We start from the raw sequence: 23,920 nt of genomic DNA, 5'->3' as shown, positions 1-23,920 counted from the left end.
TTACTGATAAAAATTCTCGCGATAGTGAATAAATGCCTGATTGAGAAGAATCTCTTTTATTGGTTTAACAATCACGTAATTAGCGCCTGCATCCATGAATGCTTGTTTGGTATCTTCCATCCCATCCGCAGTACATGCATAAATAGGGATATTGAGATTAAGTTCATCTCGTATAATTTTCGTCGCTTCAATGCCACCCAAGTACGGTAACTGATTATCCATTAAGATGATGTCTACCTGAGCATTTCGTTTTAGATGCTCTATCGCATAGCGACCATCCTGAACCCAAGTTACATTCATGCCATACTTTTCGCAAAATGCTCGCGCAATAAAAGCATTGGTTTGATTGTCTTCAACCAGTAACACCGAAAGTGGTCGTTCGAACATCGTGCTTTGCTCTAAGACGTGCGGTTGAAGCATCGGCACTTCTTCAATGCTTACTTTATCGACCATGAGTGAGACAATAAATTTACTGCCTTTACCCACGTTACTCTCAACTTCAATTGAACCGTCAAACAAGTCCACGAGACTGCCTACGATGGCTAAGCCCAGTCCACTGCCGCCATATTCTCGCGTCGTGTTGCTTTCCGCTTGCACAAAGGTTCGAAAATGTGCTGAATACGTTTCTTATCGATACCAATCCCTGTATCTTCAACGGTAATCTTAAGTTCATAATTAAACTGTTTTGGTATCAAACGAATATCAATCGAAACCTGCCCTTGATGAGTAAACTTCACAGCATTACTCGCCAAATTAAATAAGATTTGATTCAAACGAATTTGATCACTAAACACCATTTGGTCGTTAGAGATATTGCTACTCACCACGAGTTTGATCTGTTTTTCGTCACAGAGTGGTAAGTAGATTTTCTCGATCGTGGTCAGAATGTCTTTCAGTCTAAATTCGGCATGTTGTATATGAAATTTACCCTGTTCGATTTTGGAGAAATCGAGAATATCATTCAGTACCGCAAGTAAATGCTCGCCACTGTTGATCAATACATCGACATACTCAGAGTCTGGTGTTGCCTCAAGGTTCGTTTTAAGCAGTTGAGAAACACCAATAATGCCATTTAGTGGCGTTCTTAACTCATGACTCATTTTTGCGAGAAAATCTGCGCGAACTCGTGCTAGCTCTTCCGCTTCTTCTCGTGCAGTTTGACTTTGACGTTCTGCTTCAATAAAGCTGGTTACGTCTTGACCTTGGCTCATGATTGTTCGCGTTACGTTGTCGAGAATAATCGGAGAGAAGTTCCATCGATACGTTTTATCACCCACCTCGATGTTAACACCGGTTAGCGAGACACTCTGCGCACTCATGCGAATCTGCGGTAGCAGGTTGTCCTGCATGATTGGATACAGATCTTGCCCATTTTCAATGCACTTGAAACAGCGCTCAGCGGCAGGGTTCATTCGCAGCACATTGCCATGAACATCCCAAATGATGATTGGCGATAATGAAAAATTGAACAGATCAGCAAACTGTTTCTCTTGTTCGCGTAGCCGTTTAAATGAACGCTGAAATGATTGACCGATTTTATTGAACTCTGCGATTGTTGAACCTTTAAATGGCTTAACATTTTTCGCTTCTATGCTTTGCTCGGTGTAGTGCATCAAATTTCTCAATTCTTTTGATACACGCAAGCCAAGCCAATAGCGGCTATACAAAGCGATAAAGACAATCAACGTAATCGCACAACCCAACCATACGTACTGAGTTCGCATTAAATAGGCTATATGGGAGTTATTTTGCATCGTATAGACCGACAAATACGTCGCGACACCGTTGATAGTAATATCAACTTTCGACACCATGTATTTGTTGGCATTTAAAGTCGGAGTGTATTGCTCCAGCCATTCACTATGATTCACTCGATCTTTCATGCTTGAAGCAATAATCTCGCTACCCACCGCAAGCGCAAGCTCATCCACGTTGCTGCCATCAAGCAAAGCGCGGACTAAAGAGAAGTTGTTATTTAGCACTACCCCAACATAGAAATCGCCGACGACTTCACCGTTGTTCATCGCGATCATGGATGTGCGACGAATCATCAGATAACGCGTACCTAAGACGGAAGGAACACGCGCAAGATACCAATGATTTCCGGTAACAAGATCGGTGATGACCTCTTTGAGTTCTTCATCGACAATACCGTAAAACTGGTGATTTTGGTCACTCCAAAATAGTTGGCCATCATGAGCGATAAAACGAAAATCTGGCGATATATCTGGCGCGATTTGGTCAATACCATCAAAAAAACGACTGATATTGTGACTGTTTTTGTTGCGTAACTCCGTCACCAATGAGTGACTGCGACTATAACTATCCTGTTGTATTTCAATAGATTTTAGTCGAAATGTGAAAATTTCTTGGATCAAGCTAGAGGTTTGTTGCTTGGATCGCTCAACCTCTTGAGTCACCACCTGACGGTTAATTTGAAAGTTCTGTAACAGTACCAGTACAGTAAATACACCAATAGTGATAAACAACGATTGGGTCAGTAAGGTTGCAAGACGATAGTTCTTGCTCCGAGTCTTCCATAACTTCATTATCGGTCTGAATACCTAAAAGCACGTTGTTTTAATTCGTTGATTCTTTCCATTGAATCTTCTGATGTCACCAGTTCGAAATCGCCTGAATAAACAGTGGGAACAGCCTTACCCTCAAGGTCCCACTTGATGGCTTCCGCCATTGCGACGCCGGTATCATCATTCATTCTCATTACAGTCACATCCAAGTCGCCACGCGCGATCGACTCCAACTCCGCGGATCCTCCACCCCAACCATTGAGTAAGACATCTTCACGATGCTTATCTTTTAGCGCTTCCACAGCACCTAAGGCAACATCGGTCGCACAAGCATAAATGAACTTAATATTTGGGTCTTGATCGATAATGTTGAGAGTGGCGCTATACCCAGATTCTTGTGTCGCCTTTGTATAGTAAGAAGAGACTAAATCATAACTGTCATAATGAGTCATTTGTTCAATAAAACTGTCTCCTCTTACATCACTGATATAACCTTCAGAGTAATACAGCACTGAGTATTTGCTGCCTGCTGGAATATGCTGTTTGTAGTAGGACTCGAGCAAGTGAGTACCTCGAAGATGGTCGAATCCAACATACATAAACGGCTGTTGTTTAGACCAAGCGCGTACAGGCGTGGTGATGTTTTGTAAGATCAGTTTAGTATCAGTTGAGCTCAATACATGTTCGATAAATTTGCGATGACGAGTAGTATCTAACGTAAACACCAAATAATCGGCATCACTCTCTATCGCTTCGAGTAGCGACATGCTTTGCTGGCGAAAATCTAAATTAGGACGAGTAAAGACTTGGTTGATGTTGTATCGAATGTTTAGCTCGTCGAGCCGGGATTCAAACGCCTTGATGTTGCGCACCCAGTAATCAGAAACTTGCTGACCAGGATAAACGACAGAAATGGTGACCGGTTTCTTCTGTTTTACATTAAGCGGTGTCGGTTTATCTCTCACTGCTTGTGCCAGTTCATTAGTCAACCGATTTTGACTTGGGTTCGCTTTTAGGTATTCGCCATATTGCCAATAACCATTGAGTATTTGCGTGCTATCTGCTGCGACAAGAGAACTTGCCGTCGATGCAATCACAAAAAGGGGAATGAGTGTGGATTTGCCCATACGATAACTCGAGACTCTCCAAATTTGACGTTGTATTTTAATATAATAAGAACGCGCCTAACTAACTTGTCGTTGCTTGGTCACTTTATTGTAGTTATATGCCAAGATTCTCAGTGTTTCAAACTGGTTGATTAATCTTTAGATATAAATCAGGTTGAATAATATCACTCAGTTGTAATTGACCGCAGATCAAGGCTTCTTTTGTATTTTATTATGCTGTTTTAGCTGATATTCAATCTGGGTTGCAAGGCCTCGACTTTCGCCAATAGCGCACGACCAAACCAACGATAACGGGCCTTTACCTTTAAGCGCTTTCGCACCAGTACCCTTTTGATGTTGTAAAAACCGGCGGGAAACATTGGTTGTAATCCCGCAATATAGAGCATTAGAGCGCATACGAATAAAGTACACGCTCCAAATAGATGAATTAGTTTCGCTCATTGAGCTGTTCAACCAGCAGACGCAGCTCTTTCACTTCTTCTCTAAGAGCAAGTACTTCTTCTTCCAATTGTTCAAGTTTGCCCGATTGTCCCATGCTTGGCGCACTCGTTGTCGCCAGCGCATTCAGATCAACTTCACCACTAAACAAGTGTTGGTAGCGAGATTCGCGCTTACCCGCTTCGCGTGGCAATTTTACTACTAAACCATTATCACTCATGGTTTCCAATACTGACTCAACTTGTTTTACATCAGAGAACTCAGCTAAGCGGTTAGTGCGAGTGCGCAATTCACCTGGTGTTTGTGCGCCACGCAGCAATAGACAACACACCAATCCCTTCTCTTGTGCGCTCAGTTTTAGATCACCAAATTCAGTGTTACAGAAACGGTGTTGGAATTTGCTCGCACGGCTATTGAATCCACTCTCATCGCTGACCAATCGACGTGCGATTAGACTATCAACGGCTTCCTGTACTTCTGATTCAGACAGTACCATTACTGGCTCTCGATTACTTTTTTGATTACAAGCTGAAGTCAAGCTATTGAGTGTCAGTGGATAGTAGTCAGGTGTCGTTACTTCTTTTTCAATCAAACATCCAATTACACGTGCTTCGATTGCGGATAGCTCAATGTTCATAGGTCGATCCTTTGTGTTTATTATTGTATACCCAAGTAACCTCAAGGTGCTTGGTTCGGCCAGACGAATTGCTTTGTCTACGAACCTAGGCAACTCGCCTGCTGGGAACGTGTCATCGCCTCATATAAGCGTCCACATCTTGAAAATAGTTTACTATCTTCACGTGGTTGTTTTCCGAAAACTTGAGTCAATGACAACGCTATCAATCCTCAATCTGGAAGTCACTTGGGTATATTAGTGCTCTGCAAGAATAGGAATGCGCTTCATGTTGCCATGCTCATCAATCATGACAATTTTAGCTCGGTTTAACTCAACCTCGGTGATTTCTTGCAAGCTACGCTCAAACTTGTACGCCTTTAGAAGTTTTTGACAAGATGAGTCATTCTTGATTGGCGAACGATTGATCACGATATCTGAGTGGCGCATTGATAAAATTTTTTTGTTAACTATCGATTTATCAAAATCATATATCGTTACCACCAGCGACTCAATCACTATATAGCCCGCAAACTTCAACCGATAACATTCTGAGCGTTGTTTTGCTTCGGTTCTAAATGAATTCGCACATAAAAGCGTCAACAGACCAGAATGATTGATCTTAATACTGTTAACCCTCGTTCTGATATGATTTAATCATTAACAGATTTTCGTAAAAGACTAGGAAAGGAACCTATGAGTGGTGTATTTGAAATCGTAGCTCAAGCGCGTCGTAAGAATAAACTTAAACGCGAGCTTCTAGATAACGAGAAAAAAGTTCGTGACAACCGCAAACGTGTTGATTTGCTAGAAAACTTGCTTGATTACATCAAGCCAAACATGACGCACAGCGAAATGGTCGGCATCATCAAAAACATGAAAGCTGACTACGAAGACCGTGTAGATGATCACATCATCAAAAGCGCTGAGATTTCTAAAGAGCGCCGTGACATCAGCCGTCGTATCCGCGAACTAACAGAAGAAGACAAGCAAGTTCAAAAAGGCGCAGTTAAAAAATAATCGCCTCTTCTACCGTGATTAATTGCTATCACTGATATTGAGCCCATGGTGCGATTGCACGGTGGGCTTTTTTATTCTGCACACTTTTATTGTTTAACGTTTGCGTAATCGCTACCCATCTATTTTCACACAATTGTTACTTTGGTCACATATATTAAATGCTATATTTGTAAACAGAGAGTAACAAAGAGCCAAAAAAGTGCTCGTGTTCCAATGCAATGACTTAAGTAAGAGACCACGCAAAGCAAGGATTCCTTTGACGCATCTCATACAAGAGAAGCTGGTCATTCGCGTCAAACGCTAAAATTCTGAGGATTATTAAATGGGTATGGTTGAAATCTTAGGCTACGCTGCATCAATTATGGTTGCCATTTCTTTAACAATGAAAGACATCGTGAAATTGCGAGTGCTCAACTTTATAGGCTGTGCGCTGTTTACCGCATACGGGTTAATGATCGATTCATGGCCTGTTGTATTAACCAATGGTTTTATCGCCTGTGTGAATGTCTATTTCCTAGCGAAAATGCATCGTCAAAAAAAAACCGATGATGTCGTGACAGCTTCATAAATTTACCTTTTAAACAATCACTTATATAAAAACCCAACAATGTCCTTGTGCGAACATTACCTCACACAAGGACATTTTTATTGACAATCCTTACTCTTCATCCAGAGCTGCCCAGACTTGCGCGCATTTCACTGCACGCTTCCAACCTTTATAGCGTTTGGCCTGCTTTTCCAAATCCGTACTAGGTACAAAACAGTCATCATTGGCATTAGTTTGTATGGTATCTAAGCTTGGCCAAAAGCCACTCGCTAACCCAGCAAGATAGGCTGCACCGATCGCCGTTGACTCTCTCACTTGTGGGCGATGGACCGGTGTTTGTAGTACATCAGCTTGAAACTGCATCAAGAAATTATTGGCAACCGCGCCACCGTCAACTTTCAGACTGGTTAAATTCACCTCAGCATCTGCCAACATCGCATCCAGCACATCTTTTGACTGATAAGCGATGCTTTCAAGTGTCGCTCTCACAATATGCTTGGCACCCACGCCTCGAGTTAAACCAATAATGGTACCTCTTGCGTGAGCATCCCAATACGGTGCGCCAAGCCCAGTAAATGCCGGAACAACGTATACGCCATTTGAACTTTCAACTTGTGTTGCCAGTGCCTCTGATTCCTTTGCTTCCGTGATCAGATTTAATTCATCACGCAACCATTGGATGGCAGCGCCACCCATAAATACAGAACCTTCAAGAGCGTAGACAGGTGCACCTACCGCATCACACGCAAGTGTTGTGAGTAAGCCGTGAGTGGAGGTCACTTTTTTATCACCCGTGTTCATCAGCATAAAACAGCCTGTACCATAGGTATTTTTCACCTCTCCCGGGGCAATACATTTTTGGCCGAACAATGCGGCTTGCTGATCCCCAGCAACACCGCTAATCGGGATCGTCGCACCACCCAGAATCGCATCACCAAAATACCCTGCAGATGTTTTTACTTCTGGCATCATCGAACGAGGGATATTAAATAACTCAAGTAGCTCACTATCCCATTGCTTATCATTGATATTGAACAACATAGTGCGCGAAGCATTGGTAAAGTCGGTAGCATGAACCGCACCTTGAGTCATTTTCCACATCAGCCAAGTATCAATCGTGCCAAATAGCAGTTCCCCTTTCTCAGCTAACGTTCGAGCATTGGGCACATTATCTAAAATCCATTGAATCTTTGATGCCGAAAAGTAAGGGTCCAATACCAGACCTGTTTTTTCTTTGATCTTTGGCTCTAGGCCAGCCGCCAACATTTGGTCACAGATTGCGGTCGTTCGACGACACTGCCAAACAATAGCGTTATAAATAGGCTTACCCGTGCGTTTATTCCAAACCACGGTTGTTTCTCGCTGGTTTGTAATGCCTAAAGCCGTGATCTGCTCAGTGGTAATTTCCGCCTTAACGATCGCTTCAGCTAAAGTTGCGCTTTGTGTCGCATAAATTTCTAGAGGGTCATGTTCTACCCATCCAGCTTTAGGGTAAATCTGAGAGAATTCTCGTTGAGAAACACTGACAATACGTGCGTTTTGATCGAAAACAATAGCTCTTGAACTCGTCGTGCCTTGGTCAAGCGCAACAATATACTTCTTCTGGGTCAAGACTGTGGATCCTGTCTGTTCATTCTTAGATATATTATAGACTTATATAACAACGGGAATAGAGACATTGTCCCTATTCCCGTGAGAATGCGATGAAAAATGAATTATTTGCTTACATATCAAGCAGCAGTAATGCTACGAATCCTGCATCTTAAGGTCACTCGCGTATGTTATTCCGTCGATATAATGAAACGTAGCTCTGCTCTACGATTACATGCTTTTCCAGCAACCGTCGTATTGGTACATGCTGGATCAGTCTCACCGTAGCCTCGGGTAAAGATTGCTTGTTTATTGACATGATTTCGAACAAGTTGAGTTTTCACTGCATCCGCTCGTTTTACCGACAAAGTATCGTTGAACGCTTCCGCGCCAGTGTTATCAGCATGCCCGTCAATCACAATTTCGATACCCGGTTGTGACGCAATATACGCACCTATCGTATTCAACCAGTATTCAGATTGCTTTGAAACATGTGCTGAACCCGTTTGAAATTTGATTGTGTCTACCAAGCGAATCATTTTGTAGCCGCCCGCTAACACTTCATAGTCTAGATTGTGCTTGGCAAGGAAGCTCTCTAGCGAATGAGGTTCATAGGCATTTTTTTCGCCATACGGGCCTTGTACGCCTGAGCGTACAACTATCGTCGCATCACCCCACTCAGGATGTAATAGTTCGGATTCGTTTTGTGGCGCGACAGTGAGCATATCACCCGTCAAATAATCGCTTGGTAACGACCCGCATCCTGTTAAGCCTAAAGTTATGATTGCCAGTCCGCAGCTAATCAATCTCATCGCATCACCATAATTTTCATTCATCCATAAATAGTATCGTTCGAGGTGCCGTTTTCTTTAGCCGCAAGGCGAAAAAAATCAGTAAAAGCGGTTAAATATTACCGATTACCAGTAAAGTTGTTAAAATTTAATAATCAAGCTCAGATAAGCATTTTTTCATGAGTTGATAACGTTACACTTCGATCACTTTTGACACGCGCATCGCGTTCTAAATGAGAACATATTATGAAAAATTCCTCGCCATCTTTTTAGTCGCTTTTTCAACCCTGCTAGTCGGTTGTGATCAAATGTCGACAAAACCAACGACTCCTGTTGAAGGCGAACAATTTAAAGTGCTGCCATCTAACCTTGCGGTCTACCGTCTTCCACAAGTCACTGAAGTGTTTTCACTTAACTGTGGTCACTGTAAACAAATGGAAGCGCAAGTTCCTAAACTAGAAAGCCTTATCGACAAGAAAATTGGTAAAGTGCATATCACTTTCAATGAAAGCGCGCAAATTGGTGCCATGATTTTTTACGCCGCAGAAATGCAATTGGGTAAACAGCCAGATCATCAAATGATGCTCGACCTATTTTCTGCAACTCAAATGGGTGATGGCGCGACAATTCACGATAAAAAACAAGCGATCGACCGTGCATTTGAAAGCCGTGGTCTAGTTTCACCATACAATTTATCTGAAGAACAAAAAGAGCAGCTATTCAAAGCACTGCAAGTTGCAGAAGAAATCACAACCGCCGGTGAAATTAATGGGGTTCCTACCTTTATTGTTAACGGCAAATACGAGATTATTACCTCAGGTCACGAAGATATTGAATCTATCGCGAATACAATCAATTACCTCATCAAAAATAACTATTTGGAAAGGAATCATGACCAAAATAATCTTCCCTATCGTTGTTGTCATCCTAGCGGGCTTTATGATTTACCGCACATGGACCAACCATAAAGCAGCAGAAACTAATTTTGCCTTAGGCCAAGCGTTTCTTCTCGAAAATGGTAAAAAGGAAGGCGTGATCACAACAGAGAGTGGATTACAGTATTTAGTGTTGGAAAAAGGTGAAGGTACCGTTCATCCAACCAAAGCAAACAAAGTAAAAGTGCACTACCACGGTACACTCATCGACGGCACCGTCTTTGATAGCTCTGTTGAGCGTGGTGAGCCAATTACGTTTGGTCTAGGTCAAGTGATTGCGGGTTGGCAAGAAGGCTTAACCTACATAACCGTCGGTGACAAAGTTCGTTTGTTTATCCCAAGCAATATGGCTTATGGTAAAAATGGAACTGGCCCTATTCCACCAGCAGCAACGTTGATTTTGATGTTGAATTGTTAGATATTCAATAAACTCTCAAACAGAAAAACCGCTCATTGAGCGGTTTTTATTAATTCTGCTGTTGATGCTTATCTTGTATGTATTTTCGACTCACATCAACGACTGCGACGTCTCTAAAAAAGCTGCGGCCAAGCAATACTGGAAAAGTTAAATGCGTTCGATCCGCTAGTGTAAATTCCGTCTTTTCTTTTCTATCGCCAATCTGGATCCACATGTTGACGACCGCGCGGCGCTGAGAGCCCTCTGCACTAGATTGTTTAATTCTAACCCATCGCTCTACCGGCAATGCCATTTCATTGCTGTTGATGCCGTTATGTACCATCTTAAACTTCACCCAGTCTTGATCATTACGTTCAAACGGCACGATATCAACCGCACTGATGGAGGACGTTGTTGCGCCAGTATCCACTCGCGCTCTAAACGATTCCTCAAGTCCGGGAATATACACCCATTCTTTTTCACCAAGGATTAATTTACCATCAGAGGTGACCTTACTCTGCACCACCAAGGGCTCTGCACTACTTTGCGTTGGCTGACTCGTCGCCTCCGCGACTATCCCATTTGATTCCGGGCTGACTGCAGACTGCTCATCATAATTGGCACAAGCGCTTAAGATACTGCTAAGAGCAATTAAACAGGCGGTTTGCTTAAATTTGTTCATTTGCTTTCCCCCGAAACAAAAATAGATTGAAAAAGGCTCATTATGAGCCTTTTGATTGTTACTATGACACTTTTAGAATCGCATTGGCAACATAAGGAATATCGCGCTCAGTTAAACCAGCAATATTGATACGCCCATCACCAACTGCGTATATTGCAAATTCTTCACGTAAACGCGCTATCTGTTGTGGCGTGTAACCAAGTACAGTAAACATACCTTTATGCGTCTGAATAAAGTCGAAATCATTCGTACTGTGCTGATTTCTAAACTCTTCACACAGTGCTGCGCGTAGTAAAACTAAACGAGATTGCATTGAATCGAGTTCATCACGCCAGATCTGCGTCAATTCATTGTCTTGCAAAATGGTTTTGACCAGTGCTGCGCCATGATCGGGTGGCATGGTATACGTTGCTCGTGCGAGCGTCAGCAGTTTGCCTTTGGCATTCATCGCATCTTGTTGGCTTTGGCCTAATACCATTGCAACGCCAGTGCGCTCACGGTACAAGCCAAAGTTTTTAGAGCAAGAAGCCGTGATCAGCATTTCTTCTACATGATCTGCCATATAACGCAGACCCGCCGCATCCTGTTCTAGACCATCACCAAAACCTTGATAAGCAAAATCAACAAACGGCGTGAATCCATTTTTCAATGCCAACTGGGTAACTTGCTGCCATATTTCGAAATCAATATCTGCCCCCGTCGGGTTATGGCAACAACCATGGAGTAATACGATGTCGTCTTTGCCTGCGTGAGCGATATCTTCCAACATGGCGCCCGCATCAACTTGTTTGGTTGCAGAGCAGAAATAACGGTAGTATTTGACCTTAAGCCCTGCAGCTTCCATCACTGGCTTATGGTTCACATAACTTGGGTTTGAAATCCATACCGTTGAATTTGGCTGCGCAACTTTGATGAGATCACCCAACATACGCAATCCACCACTCGCACCTGGTGTTTGGATCGCGGATACGCGGTCTAATACGTTTGATTCACCCAACACCAAGGTTTTCATCGCTTGGTTGAATTCTTCACAACCGGCCAAGCCCACGTATGACTTAGTTTTTTGCGTTTCGACAACTTTGTTTTGCGCCAACGCTACCGCTTGCATTATCGGCGTTTCACCTGCGCTGTTTTTATAAACCCCGATGCCAAGATCCACTTTTTCTGGTCGAGGATCCTCTCGATAAGCAACAGAGAGTGAAAGAATGGGATCGAGTGTCGGTTCCGGTAAATTAGAAAACATGAAATTCACAACCCTTTGAAATTCATCGTTGAAAGTGACATTCAAATTAGCATTAGACGCAAACGACTGCAAAATAAATTACCTCTTATTCACATCTTAAAGCTCGATATACGCAAGCCTGTCTACCATTCGGATAACGTGGGCTCCCTTATCATTTGAAAATTAGTGACGCCGTCACCAAATGTCACACTGGAAACCAATTTGAAACCGAAGTTTTGGTAAATCGGTAGATTGTCGGGATTGAACGTATCCACACCGCAAACTTTGTTCTTTTGGTCATATTTCTGCAGTTGAGGATAAACCAATTGAGACGCTAAACCTTGCCCTCTTTTTCGACTATCAACCATCAAAAGAGAGAGATAGCGATCGCACTGATTTTGCAGTTGAACGATATTCTTCCCCATGCTTTCGAAAGGCTTTTGAATTCGACTGATTTCTCGCATGCTGCCCGAAGTAAGCATACGCAGTTGACACTTAAGTGAATCTAACCGCGAGTAATCACGTTTTTTACTTAGATCACTCCAAATAACTGCAGCATCGATACGCTCACCAATACAATAACCCTTCATTGGTGACTGACTACAACGGAGCAAGCGAGAAGAAAAAATGTTAACTAGCTTTTTCCTTTGCAGCTCTGATGGACTTAATAGGTGATACAGAGGATCGTCCGCCATTGCAGATTCGACACAACTAAGGAAATCGGGATCATCCAAAGCCAAACGGTGCAGCATATCAACTCTCGTGAAGTGAATTTTAATTAGTATAAATTGGTTAAAACTCGGCGAGAGTAGTTAGAGAGAAAAGATCGAGTCAAGCCACAGTCTGTAGAGCAAAGCCAAGTGCTTAACTGGAAAATTTGTGCGTATGCTTAAATTGAGTAACGGAAACATGCTATCAAAAAAGGCAGCTCTCGCTGCCTAAAACTAACACTTAAAATAATGAATCATTTGATTAGAACTACCACGCCATTCAAGGTTTAAATCGCGCTTGTCTTGTTCGTATTTACCATCAACCATAACATCAATCAGATCGACCACTGCTTTTTGCTCAGGCGTTAGCTCAGCTAACGTATACCCCGACCACAACCAAATATCCTTGCCCGGACATTCATTACGAACACGTTGTACTAATTTCAGAACCTCAACCACATTTGCAGGGTGCAAAGGATCACCACCAGACAAAGACAAACCCTTGCGCTTAATTCGAGTATCGTTTAAGTCCGCGATGATTTGATCTTCAAGTTCTTGAGTGAATAGGTGTCCGCTATCTACACGCCACGTGGTCTTATTGTAACAACCGCGACATTGATGTTCGCAGCCAGACACAAATAAAGTCACACGAGTTCCGGGACCGTTCACGACATCGATTGGGTAGTATTGATGGTAGTTCATAGCTCTAAAATGAAAAAACCAGCTCACATTGAAATGAGTGAGCTGGTGAATGATACTTACTGGCGATTATAGGTGCTTAACACGACGCTTAACTTCTTCTTGTTTACCGAAGTTAAACGGACGAGCATCTGGGCTACCTAGGTAACCACACACACGACGAGTTACCGATACTTTGCTTGAGTCGTGGTTACCACAACTTGGGCACGTAAAGCCTTTGCTTGTACAGTCAAACTCACCGGTATAGCCACACTCATAACACTCATCAATTGGTGTGTTAGTACCGTAATAAGGTACTCGGGTGTAGCTGTAATCCCATACGTTTTCTAACGCTTCGACGTTGCGTTGCATGTTCGGGAATTCACCGTAACAGATAAAACCACCACTTGAGATATGCGGGTAAGGCATCTCAAAATCGATCTTGTCGTAAGGGTTAACCTTTTTCTCAACATCTAGGTGGAAACTGTTGGTGTAGTAACCTTTGTCAGTCACACCTTCAATTACACCAAATTCTTTCGTGTCGATACGGCAGAAGCGGCTACATAGGTTTTCACTCGGTGTACCGTAAAGGCTAAAGCCATAACCCGTTTCTTCAGTCCACTGCTCAACATGTTTTTTCAGGTATTTAACGATATCAATCGCTTTTTGACGCAGCGTTTCGTTATCGTAAACATGCTCGCTCGTACCATATAGTGCGTTAACCATCTCGTGGATACCGATATAACCAAGAGAAATTGAAGCACGACCATTTTTGAAGATGTCTGAAATTGAATCGTCTGCTTTCAAACGCACGCCACACGCACCTTCCATGTATAGGATTGGTGCTACGCGAGCTTTCACGTTTTCAAGACGAGAAATACGAGACTCAAGCGCACGACGAGCAACAAGCAGTTTCTCATCAAGCAACTTGTAGAATGTTTCTTCGTCGCCGTTTGCACGAATTGCAATACGTGGCAGGTTCAAACTTACTACACCAAGGTTGTTACGGCCTTCGTGGATTAATTCACCGTTTTCTTCGTAGGTGTTTAGGAAGCTGCGGCAACCCATTGGCGTTTTAAATGAACCCGTTACTTCCACTACTTTGTCGTAGTTAAGAATATCTGGGTACATACGCTTAGATGCACACTCAAGCGCAAGCTTCTTAATGTCGTAGTTTGGATCGCTCTCTTTGTGGTTTAAGCCATCTTTGATTGCGAATACCAGTTTAGGGAACACCGCTGTCTTATGGTTTTTACCTAGGCCTGCAATACGGTTTTTCAGAATCGATTGCTGGATTAGACGTGACGCCCAACTTGTACCTAAGCCAAAACCAAAAGTAACGAATGGTGTTTGACCATTTGCAGTGTGTAATGTGTTTACTTCGTACTCAAGTGATTGGAATGCGTCGTAACACTCTTTTTCAGTACGAGCGATAGCGAACGCTTCTGGGTCACGAATATCCCACTCTTTAGCTACTGTTAAGTGTTTTTCGTAGCTGGTTTCGACGTATGGCGCTAGCACTTCGTCGATACGGTTGATCGTAGTACCACCATAAATATGACTAGCTACTTGCGCGATAATTTGAGCGGTTACCGCAGTGGCAGTTGAAATTGATTTTGGTGTATCAATTTCTGCATTACCCATTTTGAAGCCATGTGTCAGCATGCCTTTCAAATCGATAAGCATACAGTTAAACATTGGGAAAAATGGTGCGTAGTCTAAATCGTGGTAGTGCAAGTCACCGTCATCGTGCGCTTGAACCACATCACGTGGCAAAATGTGCGTTTTTGCGTAGTGCTTCGCTACGATACCTGCAAGTAAATCACGTTGCGTCGGGATTACCTTGCCATCTTTGTTTGCGTTTTCGTTAATAAGATCAACGTTGCTTTCTTCAATAAGACCTTCGATTTCACGCGTTAAAGCACTATGCTTTTCACGTGCTGTATCGCGATCGTGGCGGTATTCGATGTACGAACGTGCTAGAGACTTGTATGGTCCCTGCATTAGCTCATTTTCAACTAGGGTTTGGATTTCATGGATGTGAACTTCATCGTGATCTTTTAGCTGCAGCTCAACTGCCAACGCTACATTGAGAGCGTAAATTGCAATTTCGTTATTCACTTGATCTGCTGCTGCTTCCACTGCCGCTTGAATACGATCCCTGCTGAACGGAGCTCTTGAGCCGTCACGCTTGATTACGATTGGTTTCACCTTCCTCTCCTTACCCCAGTATACTCACAGAGTTATCCACAAACACACTATATAGGGCTATTATTTATTAGACTAACACTAGATGTTGTGGCGTATTAGACTCAATCAGCACCCTAAAAGTATTGATCTGAATCATTAAAATACAGTTACAGTACAATATGGAAACGATCTTGGTGGCATAGCTCCCAGATACAAATAAAACTTTGAAAATTGCATTTTTTTCGTTCTTAAACTTGATTTTTTGAGAAGGCTTATCGGATAAAGGTTTATCAATGATGGACAAAATCAAATTGCTCAAACATGCTGCAAAACATCACATTTTTCTATATCTAGTGGTATTGACCCCACTTCCAACACAAGCGGGTCATTCGCTCAAACTTTCAACATGGAATACTGAGTGGTTAGTTAGTAAGGGAAATGAGCGTTTCGCAAGCTCTTTACGTAATAATGCTGATTTTTACAAAATGGCAGACTATTTCCAACAATTGGATACCGACATTCTTGCCTTTCAAGAGGTAGGAGACCACGCCGCCATTGCACGCGTGATCGGTGATAACTATCGCTTGTATTTTTCAGATCGCGCTTTACCTAAAAATCAGCACCTACAGTTTGACGATATCAACCAATACACGGGCTTTGCGGTAAGAAAATCGATTGATGTTAACGATCGCCCTGATGTCTCACTCTTACCCTCAGGTCACCAACAAAAACTCCGTTTTGCCAGCTACATTGTGGTTAATTACTATGGAACGTCTATTCATCTACTAAACGTTCATCTTAAAGCCGGGTGTGCGGGCAAACTGACACGCTCAAAACAGTGCAAAACTTTAAAAATCCAAGCCGCGCAACTCAACGAGTGGATAGAGGAAAGAGAAGACAACAATCAAAGATATATAATCAGTGGAGATTTCAATCATAACTTGGCGTATAGAAACGATTGGATGTGGACAATGATAAGCCAAGATAACCAAGCAAAGTTAGCGACTAAAAATGTAGATGCAAAATGCAAAGTTAAAAGCCGCAACAATCCTAAACGCACCCATCAATTCCGTTCATTGATTGATCACATCATCATCAGCCCTCAGTTAAAAGTAGAAACCATTTCTCAGGCACCCTACTCAACCGACGATGTATTGGAATATCAGCTTAGCGACCATTGTCCGCTCTCAGCACAGATTAGTTATTCGCAAGGCAATTAGCTCTTTAGGCTAGAGCTATTTGCTTATTATCGACTTAGCAACAAGTGAGCCAATCAACATCGCGCCAATAAAAGCAAAGATGCCAATATTTCCGTAACTAATACTCGCTACCGCGGGGCCTGGACACACGCCGACTAAACCCCAGCCAACACCAAAGACAGCCGCTCCCGATACTAATCGCTTATCAATAGTGGTATTGCTAGGCAAACAGAAAGGCTCTCCAGACAGAGTATGCTTACGCGGCTTAATGAACAGTTGATAGCATGGCAAAAACACCGCGAGAGCACCGCCCATAACATATGCCAAGCTTGGATCCCAATTCCCTGCGACATCTAGAAAACCAATCACTTTTGTGGGATCAGTCATACCTGAAAGTGCCATACCAATGCCGAATAACACACCACTTGCTAAAGCCGCTACCAATTTAAGGCCATTATTCATAATTTTCCCTTAAACGACATGCAAACGAATAAAGACTGTCACCCCGGCCACCAACATGAATACTATGGTCGCAATGAGGCTGCGCTTAGATAGACGCCCAATGCCACATATGCCATGTCCACTAGTGCAGCCATTTCCAATTCGCGTACCAGCACCAACAAGTAGACCCGCGACAATAAACATAGCGACCGAGATATTACTCGTATCTGGGATTGGCTCTCCCGCTATATAAGTGACCAACCCACCACCAAGAACCATACCGAGAACAAAAACCACTCGCCAAGCAAAGTCTCCATCTATTCGGGCCATGATTCCATTTAAGATTCCACTAATCCCGGCAACTTTACCGTTGACGATCATTAGTAGCGTTGCTGATAGGCCAAGTAGGATCCCGCCCAACAAAGAATTCCAAGGTATCGCTTCCATACTCAACTCTCCCGCTATTTGCAAAATACCGTTTGCAGCGATTTTACGATAACGGCAGCTCGGTCATCGGCTAATGAGTAGAAAACTTGTTGTGCAGATTTTCGCGCTTTGATGATGTTGTGCTTTCTAAGCACGGTTAAATGCTGTGATAAAGCAGACTGACTCAATGCGGAATTGGATTACAAAACACCTACCCAACTTCTCCTGAGTCAGTTGACAAATAACCATTAAGCGGTCTGGATGCGCCATTACTTTTAGCATTTCTGCAGCTTCTAACGCACTTATTTGCATCTTACTTAAATCTAAATCGGTGTCAGTCATCGTGATTTACTCCTACATTTCGCTAACATTTTACTTACCAATTTAAATTAGTCAATTCTAATTTAGCAATTCAACATTTAGAAGAAATAGAATTAGACAAAGCTAATATAAGTAATTATAGTCTTCTCGACATTGTCATCTTAAATTTCAGCTACTCGTATATAAATCAGAGAGATAAATTGAATTCTGAACGCGTGTGGCTCAGCAAAAAAAGGAATAGCCTATGACTAAGATCGTAATCATTGGAGGCGTGGCCGGAGGTGCATCCGCTGCTGCCAGAGCCAGACGCTTAGATGAAAACGCTGAGATCATCATGTTTGAGCGCGGTGAATTTGTTTCTTTTGCTAATTGTGGCCTGCCTTATCACATCGGTGGTGACATTACCGATCGCAGCAAACTATTGTTGCAAACACCGGCTAGTTTTCTCGCGCGCTTTAATGTCGATGTGCGTGTAATGAGCGAAGTGGTTGCCATTAACCGCAGCAACAAAAGCGTAACTATCAAAAACCTGTTAGATGGTACTGAATACGACGAAAGTTATGATTTCTTATTACTGAGCCCAGGAGCTGCGCCAGTCGTCCCGCCGATTACTGGGATTGATAACCCTCTTACATATTCGCTGCGCAACATTCCAGATATGGACCGTATTATCTCCGCTATTAAAAATAACAAACCACAGCACGCAACCGTTGTTGGCGGTGGATTTATCGGTCTTGAAATGATGGAGGCTTTCCACCAGCTTGGAATAAAGACGAGCCTAATCGAGATGGCAGACCAAGTGATGACCCCTGTAGACCGAGAAATGGCGGGCTTCGTTCACGATGAGATACGACAAAAAGGCATAGACCTTAAACTTAACGTTGCACTTGAACAAATCGAGTATTTCGACGCTGAAAAACCCTCGCTCAAACTTACTTTGAACAATGGGGAAAGTCTAACGACTGAATTGCTTATTATGGCGATTGGCGTCAAGCCTGAAACGCACCTTGCTCAAGCTGCTGGACTCGCGATTGGAGAGCTTGGTGGCATAATGACCAACTCATACATGCAAACCAGCGATCCATCAATCTATGCTGTTGGTGACGCGGTTGAAGAAGCCGACTTTGTCACTGGCAAGCAAACACTAGTACCTTTAGCAGGCCCTGCGAACCGTCAAGGTCGAATGGCTGCAGACAACATGCTTGGCCGCAGTGAAACCTATCAAGGCACACAAGGGACCGCTATTTGTAAAGTCTTTGATCTTGCGGTTGCCTCAACAGGTAAAAATGAAAAACTGCTGAAAAAAGAAAACATTGCCTACGAGAAAATCTATGTGCATACCGCCAGCCACGCCAGCTACTATCCGGGCGCAGAGACCATTTCATTCAAACTCTTATTTGATCCTCAAACCGGTAAAATTTTAGGGGCACAAGCAGTAGGTAAAGACGGCGTAGACAAACGTATTGATATTATTGCCGTCGCGCAACGTGCAGGTATGACCGTTGAACAGCTGCAACATCTGGAGCTTACCTATGCCCCACCTTACGGCAGCGCAAAAGATGTTATCAACCAAGCTGCGTTCGTTGCAAACAATGTTATGAAAGGCGATTTGACGCCTATTCACTTCGATGAAATTGATAACCTAAACGACAGCCAAATATTGCTTGATGTTCGCAATCCGGGTGAGCGTGAAAACCATAATCACATCGTAGGTGATATCAACATTCCCGTTGACCAGCTCCGACAACGCATTCAAGAATTACCTAAAGACAAAGAGATTATTATCTATTGCCAAGTTGGTCTGCGCGGTAACGTCGCCTATCGCCAATTGGTGAATAATGGCTATAAAGCAAAAAACTTACTTGGCGGGTACAGAACCTATAAGTTTGCCAAAGCTTAATCATCACAGATATAAACAAGGGGCAATTAGCCCCTTTTCATAACTCACAAAATCGCGTTGCTTTAGTAAAGCTTTCTCCCCTCACTCTAGGCTTTGAGAGTCTATACCACACCATAAACAAGCAATATTTCCTGTTTGATCAGACGGATGCACGTTCACAATGGAGTCAAAGACCAAGTAGTGTGAATTAAATTATCTACTTCGATAATTGACGCCACCAACTAATAGAGAGGCGCACTTAAAAGTGCACTTCTCTTAAATTGATAAATAATAATTACGCACTTACTTAAGGTAATCAGCACATCGAATTGATACATATGATGAGAGAATGGAAAGCAATAGACATCTATAGCTAAACTAGATATCCCTTTGAGTTTAGGCAAATTATGAGCGCTTCATGTAACGCAGGTATAGATACTGACCAAGCTCTTCTTTAGTAATATCAACTGTTACGTCAGGTTTGATGCCGAGATTGTTTATCCGCCCCTCACTAATCCATACTCGTTTTTTCGCTGGAATAAATACTTGGTAAGCATCGAAAATATCGTGGGGAACGGGTGTGACATAGTCTAGTTTTCCGCGCGTCGAAACACCAAACGTCGTAACTCTACTATTGGATTTTGCGGCCAAAATAAATTCTTCTGCAGCACCTCCCACCCCATTATCTTGAATGACAAATATTTTGTCGATATTCGCCTGTGTATCAGAAGCGCTATCCCAAGGCCAAGCAAATTCTATGAGTGTGTTGGGATAGGTATTCATATCGGCAACTAATGCAGCATAACGCTTGAAATATTTTGGCTCGTTAATCACCAAATCTCTTTTTAATAAGCGAGTAAAGAATTGCAAATTATCTTCGGATGCTAATACATGCCAACGAGATTTAAACTCAAACACACCAATCAAGGGTAACAGTGTTTCCAAGACGAAAAAATGTCCGTCTGTATTACCCCGCAAATCAACAATTAAACCATCAGCCTGTTTGAGTTTAGCGTCATTTCCCTTGATCAAATCATTGATGTTTTGGCGTTGTGATGCATGAAAAGAAGGCAACTTCAGGAGAGCAACATCATCAGCCAGCCAGTGTAATGTCGGAGGGGTCGTCTCTGGATTTACCTTTGTCGAAAATGGTATATCTTGAGGGTATATCTTAAGGTAAGGATCGGAGAAGTGGCCCAACCATTGTTCTAAATATGGTAAACAATTCTGGGGGGATTGTTTTTCAATCTCATCAAATAGAGTGTTGGTTGCACGCTCGATGCTGTCGTTATGATTGTCAGCATACCCGGCGTAATTCACTTCGACTTTCTTAATTAATTCCTTTAATGCGTAATAGCATGGCTCGTCATTGGAAAGCGTTACCTGACTGTATGCAAGTAGGGCTGCTAGCATGCACGTACGAACCATCCTCATTCTGCCACCTGGACTATCATATTAAACAAAGTGAATATATAAACGAATCATAACACGTCAATCAGGCGTTTGAATAATAAACTGTTGTTAATACAAATAGAATATTACAAATCTATTCAGCAACCATTTTGAATACCTGAAATCAGTACAGGTGTTGACCAGTCAAACAACGACTAAATTTAGTGCTTAACGTAAATCAGTTGTTCAGTATCAAAACCTCGTTGTTTTGATTGCGCAACAAACTTATCGATGACCTCTTGTTCCACTGTCGGTGTGCGCGCTAACAGCCATAAATAGTCCAATGTTGGTCCGGAGACAAAGGCGTATTGATAATCTTGCTTATCGAGCTCAAAAATGACGTAAGAGCTATAAAAAGGACCAAAAAACGAGACTTGTAAGTGAGCGATATCAGCGTGACCAACAAAAAACGCCTTTCCGTTCGCCTGCTGCCACTCTTTTTTAAGCGGATCATATCCTCGATTAATAACCGCAACCCCTTCTTTTTCGAGTGGTATGTACTCTGCGTATACCTGCTCTAACCCTTCCTCAAAGGAGTGATCTAAGCGAGCAATTTCATACCACGTACCTTGGTAACGCGCTAACTCGAACTCTTTTACTGGTTTTACGGTCTCAGGCATGCCCAAGCACCCTGTTATCATCATCACAGCCAAGTAAACGAATATCCGTTTCATTTAACACCCTTGTTATTAATCGCTGTCATCAACTGTCCTTGTTGCCTGTTTATTGGCAAATACCGTTGCTCACAAGGACTTTAGCTTAAACCCTATACTGTGCACTATGCACGACAGGCTAATATTGGCTGCCGTGAACCATTTTTTCGATCTATCTATCATTGGCAATTACCCACCTTAGCCTAATGTTTAATTAGTGAGCAATAAAAAAGCCACCAGCAATGGGTGACTTTAATCATAATAAAGACAAAACATACTCTTATTTTCAAAGAACGTTTAATCTTCCTCGATTGGTAATACTTGTTTAACGTATTTACCTGGCGCTTTGTCAATCACAGGGTAATTTTCGTTGCCTTGTGGGAACGGTTCAACTTGCTCTTCAGGAATAAACCCTGATAACCAATTGTTCCAGTGAGTCCACCACGAGCCTTCATTGTGAGTCGCTGAACTCATCCACTCATCTGCGGTATCCTCAAGGTTTTCATTTACCCAGTAACCATATTTGTTCTTATCCGGGTGGTTTACAATTCCGGCGATATGGCCTGATTCACCTAAAACAAACGTTTTATTGCCGCCGACTTTCAACGCACCGCGATAGGTGCCCTGCCATAGCGCAATATGGTCTTCTTTTGTCGAGATGAAATAACTCGGAATTTTGATCTTATCGAGATCAATCCAAACACCACCGATCTTCACACCTTTGTCTTGTACCAATTTGTTTTCCAAATATAGGTCACGCAACATAAAGTTATGAACTGGAGCGGTTACGTTGGTACTGTCGCTATTCCAATACAGCAAATCAAAATCAACCGGACTCTGCCCTTTTAGATAGTTGTCTACATAGTAATTCCAGTAGAGGCTGTTTTCTCTTAATAAACTGAACGTTACACTGAGTGAACGACCGTCCATGTACCCTTTCACATCATTTTGCAGTTCAATCGCTCTCACGATGGGTTCATTGATGTAGGCACCAACTTCTCCTGGTTGCGAGAAATCGAGGATAGTAGTGAAAAATGTCGCGCTTTTAATGCGCTTTTTCATCCGTTTAGCGGCGTAGTAAGCAACGGTAGAAGCGAGAATCGTCCCGCCGATACAGTAACCTGTCGCATTAATTTGTGGCTGACCAGTAATATCTTCAATCGCACTGACTGCTTTTACTACGCCTTCAGTAACGTAGTCGCCAAATTCTGTTTCTTTTTGTGCTGCACCTGGATTACGCCAAGAGATCATAAATACGCAATGACCCTGATTGAGTAACCAGCGAACCATTGAGTTCTTTTCTCTTAGATCTAGGATGTAAAACTTATTAACGAACGGAGGCACAATAAGCATTGGTGTCGCATTGACCTTATCAGTCAATGGTCGATATTGAATCAACTCAAACAGTTCATTCTTAAACACCACATCACCTGGCGTGTTCGCGATATCTTCACCGACACGGAAGGCATTATTGTTCGTCATTCGAACTTTTAGAATATCTGAACTGGCTTCTAAATCGCTTTTCAATTGCTCCAATCCCGCAAGCAAGTTCTCACCATTTTGTTCAATGGTGAGCTTAAGCAATTCCGGATTGGTTGCAATAAAGTTGCTTGGCGAAAGCGCATTGATCGCTTGTCTAGAGAAGAAGCTTAATCGCTCTTTCGTTTTTTCATCCAAGCCTTCAATATTATTAATAGTATTGAGGTATGTTTGACCAAACAGTAAGTATGATTGCTTAATAAAGTTGAATACCAACTCATTACGCCAGCTTTCGTCACTAAAACGCTTATCACCTTTTTCTGCTTCAACAATACAATCCGTATTGCCGGTTAACAGTACTTTCTGCCATATCTCAAGCTGTTGCTGCCACCAATGCGCTTGAATTTCCATCAACGCACTTGGTTGATTAGCCGCTTTTTCAAAAAGCAACGCCGTATCCTCAAAATTGAGTTCTTGCATTGCTTTATTAAACGGAGTGTTGACGGATGCCCTGTTACTGTCGAGATCCTCCCACCATTTCTGATTGGTTTCTTGGAGCTTAACAAGGTAATCCGAAAAGAAGTGTTGAAACATAAGAAACT

21 protein-coding genes and 3 pseudogenes are annotated in these 23,920 nt (G+C 42.6%); 6 read left to right on the top strand and 18 right to left on the bottom strand.

The genetic code is table 11. The features are described from left to right. From luxQ to Vt282_RS16430, 5 genes and pseudogenes are all read right to left on the bottom strand, one after another. Positions 1-2,549, bottom strand: a pseudogene (gene luxQ / locus Vt282_RS16450) (quorum-sensing autoinducer 2 sensor kinase/phosphatase LuxQ). Further along, the gene (locus Vt282_RS16445) at positions 2,549-3,655 is read right to left on the bottom strand and encodes an autoinducer 2-binding periplasmic protein LuxP (protein WP_162064088.1); all 1,107 of its coding nucleotides are present in this window, start codon (positions 3,653-3,655) and stop codon (positions 2,549-2,551) included. The pseudogene luxQ and the gene Vt282_RS16445 overlap by 1 nt, the downstream one beginning before the upstream one ends. Positions 3,656-3,844: 189 nt before the next feature. Beyond that, positions 3,845-4,051 (bottom strand): GIY-YIG nuclease family protein, encoded by a 207-nt coding sequence (locus Vt282_RS21515; RefSeq protein WP_332057986.1) that lies wholly within the window; start codon positions 4,049-4,051, stop codon positions 3,845-3,847. A 31-nt stretch (positions 4,052-4,082) separates the two neighbouring features. Then, on the bottom strand, positions 4,083-4,730 hold the full coding sequence (locus Vt282_RS16435; protein ID WP_162048109.1) for a YceH family protein: 648 nt from the start codon (positions 4,728-4,730) through the stop codon (positions 4,083-4,085). Positions 4,731-4,964: 234 nt separating this feature from the next. After that, positions 4,965-5,156, bottom strand: a complete 192-nt coding sequence (locus tag Vt282_RS16430; protein WP_162064545.1) for a hypothetical protein — start codon at positions 5,154-5,156, stop codon at positions 4,965-4,967. A gap of 246 nt (positions 5,157-5,402) precedes the next feature. Here Vt282_RS16430 and Vt282_RS16425 point away from each other — a divergent pair, with 246 nt between their 5' ends. Further along, positions 5,403-5,726: a DUF496 family protein gene (locus Vt282_RS16425; RefSeq protein WP_162048107.1), complete on the top strand. Its 324-nt coding sequence runs from the start codon at positions 5,403-5,405 to the stop codon at positions 5,724-5,726. Positions 5,727-6,048: 322 nt separating this feature from the next. Next, the gene (locus tag Vt282_RS16420; RefSeq protein ID WP_162064086.1) at positions 6,049-6,294 is read left to right on the top strand and encodes a YgjV family protein; all 246 of its coding nucleotides are present in this window, start codon (positions 6,049-6,051) and stop codon (positions 6,292-6,294) included. Between the two features lie 90 nt (positions 6,295-6,384). On the opposite strand, the gene glpK is transcribed toward Vt282_RS16420, so the two are convergent. Both glpK and Vt282_RS16410 read right to left on the bottom strand, forming a co-directional pair. Then, the gene (gene glpK / locus Vt282_RS16415; RefSeq protein ID WP_162064085.1) at positions 6,385-7,884 is read right to left on the bottom strand and encodes a glycerol kinase GlpK; all 1,500 of its coding nucleotides are present in this window, start codon (positions 7,882-7,884) and stop codon (positions 6,385-6,387) included. Positions 7,885-8,054: 170 nt separating this feature from the next. Next, the gene (locus tag Vt282_RS16410; RefSeq protein WP_167515612.1) at positions 8,055-8,675 is read right to left on the bottom strand and encodes an OmpA family protein; all 621 of its coding nucleotides are present in this window, start codon (positions 8,673-8,675) and stop codon (positions 8,055-8,057) included. Positions 8,676-8,887: 212 nt separating this feature from the next. On the opposite strand from Vt282_RS16410, the gene Vt282_RS16405 reads away from it, so the two are divergent. Both Vt282_RS16405 and Vt282_RS16400 read left to right on the top strand, forming a co-directional pair. Further along, positions 8,888-9,622 (top strand): thiol:disulfide interchange protein DsbA/DsbL, encoded by a 735-nt coding sequence (locus Vt282_RS16405; RefSeq protein WP_162064084.1) that lies wholly within the window; start codon positions 8,888-8,890, stop codon positions 9,620-9,622. After that, positions 9,546-10,018 (top strand): annotated as a pseudogene (locus Vt282_RS16400) (FKBP-type peptidyl-prolyl cis-trans isomerase). Before Vt282_RS16405 ends, Vt282_RS16400 begins: the two are co-directional and overlap by 77 nt. Before the next feature lie 38 nt (positions 10,019-10,056). Here Vt282_RS16400 and Vt282_RS16395 read toward each other — a convergent pair. The 5 genes from Vt282_RS16395 to nrdD all read right to left on the bottom strand — a co-directional run bounded on the left by Vt282_RS16395 (position 10,057) and on the right by nrdD (position 15,489). Beyond that, the gene (locus Vt282_RS16395; protein ID WP_162064083.1) at positions 10,057-10,668 is read right to left on the bottom strand and encodes an ATP-dependent zinc protease family protein; all 612 of its coding nucleotides are present in this window, start codon (positions 10,666-10,668) and stop codon (positions 10,057-10,059) included. A gap of 61 nt (positions 10,669-10,729) precedes the next feature. Continuing rightward, a complete protein-coding gene (locus tag Vt282_RS16390; RefSeq protein WP_162064082.1) occupies positions 10,730-11,911 on the bottom strand; it encodes an amino acid aminotransferase in 1,182 nt (393 codons plus the stop codon). 122 nt (positions 11,912-12,033) lie between these two features. Further along, complete coding sequence (locus Vt282_RS16385) at positions 12,034-12,642, bottom strand: GNAT family N-acetyltransferase (protein WP_162048102.1); 609 nt, start codon at positions 12,640-12,642, stop codon at positions 12,034-12,036. A 192-nt stretch (positions 12,643-12,834) separates the two neighbouring features. Next, a complete protein-coding gene (gene nrdG / locus Vt282_RS16380; protein WP_162064081.1) occupies positions 12,835-13,302 on the bottom strand; it encodes an anaerobic ribonucleoside-triphosphate reductase-activating protein in 468 nt (155 codons plus the stop codon). 66 nt (positions 13,303-13,368) lie between these two features. Next, entirely contained in the window at positions 13,369-15,489 is a 2,121-nt protein-coding gene (nrdD, locus tag Vt282_RS16375) for an anaerobic ribonucleoside-triphosphate reductase (protein ID WP_162048100.1), read from the bottom strand. A 272-nt stretch (positions 15,490-15,761) separates the two neighbouring features. Here nrdD and Vt282_RS16370 point away from each other — a divergent pair, with 272 nt between their 5' ends. After that, positions 15,762-16,688 (top strand): endonuclease/exonuclease/phosphatase family protein, encoded by a 927-nt coding sequence (locus tag Vt282_RS16370; protein ID WP_162064080.1) that lies wholly within the window; start codon positions 15,762-15,764, stop codon positions 16,686-16,688. Positions 16,689-16,703: 15 nt separating this feature from the next. Here the strand turns inward: Vt282_RS16370 and Vt282_RS16365 are convergent, their stop codons facing one another. The 3 genes and pseudogenes from Vt282_RS16365 to Vt282_RS16355 form a co-directional block, all read right to left on the bottom strand. Beyond that, positions 16,704-17,129: a YeeE/YedE family protein gene (locus Vt282_RS16365; RefSeq protein WP_162064079.1), complete on the bottom strand. Its 426-nt coding sequence runs from the start codon at positions 17,127-17,129 to the stop codon at positions 16,704-16,706. 9 nt (positions 17,130-17,138) lie between these two features. Beyond that, positions 17,139-17,555, bottom strand: a complete 417-nt coding sequence (locus Vt282_RS16360) for a YeeE/YedE family protein (protein WP_162064078.1) — start codon at positions 17,553-17,555, stop codon at positions 17,139-17,141. A gap of 14 nt (positions 17,556-17,569) precedes the next feature. After that, a pseudogene (locus Vt282_RS16355) lies at positions 17,570-17,876 on the bottom strand (metalloregulator ArsR/SmtB family transcription factor). A gap of 223 nt (positions 17,877-18,099) precedes the next feature. Between Vt282_RS16355 and Vt282_RS16350 the strand changes: the two are divergent. Beyond that, positions 18,100-19,755: an FAD-dependent oxidoreductase gene (locus Vt282_RS16350; protein WP_162064077.1), complete on the top strand. Its 1,656-nt coding sequence runs from the start codon at positions 18,100-18,102 to the stop codon at positions 19,753-19,755. A 384-nt stretch (positions 19,756-20,139) separates the two neighbouring features. On the opposite strand, the gene Vt282_RS16345 is transcribed toward Vt282_RS16350, so the two are convergent. The 3 genes from Vt282_RS16345 to phaC all read right to left on the bottom strand — a co-directional run bounded on the left by Vt282_RS16345 (position 20,140) and on the right by phaC (position 23,912). Then, the gene (locus Vt282_RS16345; protein WP_162064076.1) at positions 20,140-21,147 is read right to left on the bottom strand and encodes a S41 family peptidase; all 1,008 of its coding nucleotides are present in this window, start codon (positions 21,145-21,147) and stop codon (positions 20,140-20,142) included. 200 nt (positions 21,148-21,347) lie between these two features. Beyond that, a complete protein-coding gene (locus tag Vt282_RS16340) occupies positions 21,348-21,860 on the bottom strand; it encodes a lipocalin family protein (protein ID WP_162064075.1) in 513 nt (170 codons plus the stop codon). Between the two features lie 276 nt (positions 21,861-22,136). Then, entirely contained in the window at positions 22,137-23,912 is a 1,776-nt protein-coding gene (gene phaC, locus Vt282_RS16335) for a class I poly(R)-hydroxyalkanoic acid synthase (protein WP_162064074.1), read from the bottom strand. Positions 23,913-23,920 lie beyond the last annotated feature (8 nt).

This window comes from Vibrio taketomensis (assembly GCF_009938165.1).
Lineage (GTDB): Bacteria > Pseudomonadota > Gammaproteobacteria > Enterobacterales > Vibrionaceae > Vibrio > Vibrio taketomensis.
Note: the sequence above shows the minus strand (reverse complement) of the source record. Positions and strands in the feature narration are given on the sequence as shown.